The following is a 3,585-nucleotide window of genomic DNA, read 5'->3' as shown; positions in this document are numbered from 1 at the left end:
GCGAAGCTGGGCCTCGCAGTGGGGTTGGGGCGGGATGCAACAGCCATCCTGCTGATACGTTTCCGCCCTCAGGCGGGCGATGATGGACAAGCGTTCTTGCTTGTCCGGCCTGGGATTGCCCAGGCGGTCCGACAGCCAAAGCCCGTCGGTGGCAAACCAGACGATCCAGGCAGCGACGGAAATCTTGCCGCCGGCATCATCATACAGACGCTTGCTGACCCATTCATGCCAGCGCTGGCGCAAGGCCGGCTCGGACTGCAGCATGACGGAAAATACCGCCCAGCGCTGCGAGGGGCCATTGGCTGGCGTGCTGGACATGGCATCCAGATAGGCGCGGGCAAAGCGCCCATGGGCCACTGGGTCCTGCTCCATGAGTGCCGCGATCTGCCCATCCAGGCGCCGCAGAAACTCATCGCACATGGCTTCCAGCAGGGCGTGCTTGCTGGGAAAGTGATGCAGCAACCCCCCTTTGCTGACGCCTGCCTCACGGGCGACGGCTTGCAGGGTCAGTCCGGCCAGGCCGTGTTCCAGTGCAATCCGCGCCGCTTCATCCAGTAATTGCCGGCGTACTGATTCGGGCTGTTTCTTACGCTGATGAGCGATCGACATGGCACGGGAAGATACCGCCCGGACGGTTTTTTGTCAATGTAACGGAATGAAGTCAACGTCCGTCAAGTCTTAGCTTCTCGCAGGATCTTTGCGGCATGTTCGATGATTGCGCCGCACGGCCGCGGGACGGCCGCGCGGGCGGCTGACGATCAGACATCTCCGAATGCGGCGCCCGAGGCGCCGGTCTCGACCTTGTTCGGGATAATATTAGATTCTCTGAAAGCGGCTTGAGCAGGCGTGCTGGCGGCGTCATTTTCCAAGTACTTCGCCTTGTTTCAGGTGCTGCAAATTGCGTCGTTTTCGCATTACACTCAGCGAGTTACCCGGGTTGGTTGCCCGGCTTACGCAATTTTTTCCGTTATTCCACCCATGGCCGTACTGTTGTGCGGCCGTGCTGCCATAGTCATGGCCGGTTGTTGCCTCGGGAGGGGCAGGACATGACTGACGCCAAGAAGATTCAATACAGGGTTTCTATGCGAGCCAAGCCTATCTCTTTCACTGCGCCACGCATCGTGGTAACGGGTGCCATGTTGTTGTTGCTGGCGGCGTGCGGCGATAAGCCGCAAGGGCCGCCGCAAATGCAGCCGGAAGTCAAGGTCGTGTCTGCAATACAGCAGCGTGTTCCTATTATTTCCGAATTGCCGGGGCGTGTCGATGCCGTCAGGGATGCACAGGTTCGCGCCCGGGTCACTGGCATCGTGGAGAAAGTCAATTTCGAGCAAGGCCGCGACGTGAAGGCAGGCGATCTGCTGTTCACCATTGACCGCGCGCAATTGCAGGCGGTGTCTAGCCAGGCGAATGCCCAGCTCAAGCAGGCCGAAGCCGCTTTGCTGAGCGCCCGCTCGCTGGCGCAGCGCTATGAGCCGCTGGTCAAGGTCAATGCCGTCAGCCGCCAGGAATATGACAATGCGCTGGCCGCCTCGCGCGAAGCCGAAGCCGCTGTGGCAGCCGCCAAGGCCGCGCTTGAGTCGGCGTCCATCAACCTGGGCTACACCCGGGTGACGTCGCCTATCCGTGGCCGCATCGGCGAGCCGCTGGTCACGGAAGGCGCGCTGGTGGAAGGAACCACCGCCACGCATATGGCGACTGTGCAGCAGCTGGACCCGATCTATGTCGATTTCAACCAAAGCACGGCCGATCTGGCCCAGTTGCGCAAGGTGTTCAGCAACGGCACCGTGAAGCGTGTGGATGAGGCGCCGGTGACGGTCATGCTGGAAGGCCAGCCGTACGATCACAAGGGCCGCTTGCTGTTTACCGGCGTGACGGTGGATCCCAGCACCGGCCAGGTCAAGCTGCGCGCTGAAATCCCGAACCCGGAATTCGAACTGCTGCCGGGCATGTTCGTGCGAGTCAAGCTTGAGCAAGGCTATGACGAGCATGCCGTGCTGGTGCCGCACCAGGCGCTGCAACGCGCGGCGGATGGTTCCGCCAGCGTGTTCCTGCTGCGTGACGGCGACACCATTGCCGTGGCGCCGGTCAAGGTGGGCAGTTCCTATCAGGGCCAATGGGTGATCCAGGAAGGCGTGACCCCGGAAGATGTGGTCGTGGTCGAGGGCTTCCAGAAGATAGGCCCGGGGGCCAAGGTCATTGCCCATCCCTGGAAACAGCAAGACGACGGTGCAGCGCCGGCTGCCCCCGCGCCTGCGGAGGCCAAATGATTCATAGCGAGGTCGAGCACGCCTGGCAGGCCCACAGGGCCCCAGGTGATTCCCAGCACCGTATCGCGAGATAGATTTCCATGCCTCAATTTTTCATAGAACGCCCCATCTTCGCCTGGGTGGTCGCGTTGTTCATTACGCTGGCGGGCTTGCTTGCGATCCCGAACCTGCCTGTGGCCCAGTACCCGGAAGTGGCGGCGCCTTCGGTGACCATCACGGCCACCTATCCGGGCGCCTCCGCGCCGGACGTGTCCGAACAGGTCACCAGTATCATCGAAGATGAACTGCCGGGCGCGAAGAACCTGCTGTATTTCGAGTCTGTCGCGGATTCGTTCGGCCAATCGCAAACCACGGTGACGTTCCAGCCGGGGACGGACCCGAACATGGCCCAGGTGGACGTGCAGAATCGCGTGTCCAACGTCTCGGCTTCCCTGCCTACCGCAGTGATGGAGCAAGGCCTGCGCTTCGAGCAAAGCAGCGCCAGCTTTCTGCTGATTGCCGCGCTGTATGCCGAAGACGGCCGTATGGATGCCGTCGATCTGGCGGACTACATTACCCGCAACCTGAAAAACTCGGTGTCGCGGGTGCCGGGTGTCGGTAAGTTCCAGCTGTTCGCGGCCCAGCGGGCCATGCGGGTCTGGCTGGATCCGGTCAAGCTGACCGGCCTGAATATCAGCGTTAATGAGCTGAATCAGGCCATCCGCCAGCAAAACGTCGTGGTGCCGTCGGGTTCGCTGGGCGCGCCTCCGGTGGCCAGCGATCAGGCCACCACTTCTATCGTGATGGTCAGCGGCCAGCTGAAGACGCCCGAAGAGTTCGGCAATATTCTGCTGCGCGCCAACCCTGACGGCACGACCGTGCGCCTGCGTGATGTTGCGCGCATCGAGCTGGGCCAGGACAGCTATCAGTTTGCCTCGCGTTTGAACGGCAAGCCTGCTGCTGCATTCGCCATTCAGCTGACGCCGGATGGCAATGCGCTGGAAACCGCCCAAGGGGTGCGCAAGGTGCTGGAGGAAATGGCACCGTTCTTCCCGGATGGCGTGAAGTATGAAATCCCCTATAACACCGCGCCGTATGTCCAGGCTTCTATCCAGAAAGTGATCGAGACGCTGTTCGAAGCGCTGGCGCTGGTGTTCCTGGTGATGTTCCTGTTCCTGCAGAATGTCCGCTATACGCTGATTCCCGCCCTGGTGGTGCCGGTCGCCATTCTGGGCACCTTCTCGGTGATGCTGTTCCTGGGGTATTCGATCAACGTGCTGACCATGTTCGCCATGGTGCTGGCGATCGGGATTCTGGTGGATGATGCCATCGTGGTGGT

General features: G+C 61.5%; 3 protein-coding genes. 2 read left to right on the top strand and 1 reads right to left on the bottom strand.

The annotated features are described in order from the left end of the window. On the bottom strand, window positions 1–609 hold a 609-nt coding region (locus ACTJGZ_RS11795; protein WP_441663114.1), incomplete at its 3' end, for a TetR/AcrR family transcriptional regulator. Window positions 610–1,082: 473 nt separating this feature from the next. Here ACTJGZ_RS11795 and ACTJGZ_RS11790 point away from each other — a divergent pair. Next, window positions 1,083–2,267, top strand: a complete 1,185-nt coding sequence (locus ACTJGZ_RS11790; protein ID WP_441663113.1) for an efflux RND transporter periplasmic adaptor subunit — start codon at window positions 1,083–1,085, stop codon at window positions 2,265–2,267. 80 nt (window positions 2,268–2,347) lie between these two features. After that, window positions 2,348–3,585, top strand: a 1,238-nt coding sequence (locus ACTJGZ_RS11785; RefSeq protein ID WP_441663112.1) for an efflux RND transporter permease subunit, incomplete at its 3' end; no start/stop codon positions are given.

The organism is Kerstersia sp., from assembly GCF_052103615.1.
Lineage (GTDB): Bacteria > Pseudomonadota > Gammaproteobacteria > Burkholderiales > Burkholderiaceae_B > Kerstersia.
The sequence above is the reverse complement of the archived record's forward strand: the minus strand, read 5'-3'. Positions and strand labels throughout refer to the sequence as shown.

What these genes read in the sequence shown, in the direction of transcription:
- ACTJGZ_RS11790 (WP_441663113.1), top strand. Translation starts at nt 1,083, where the DNA reads ATGCGAGCCAAGCCTATCTCTTTCACTGCGCCACGCATCGTGGTAACG.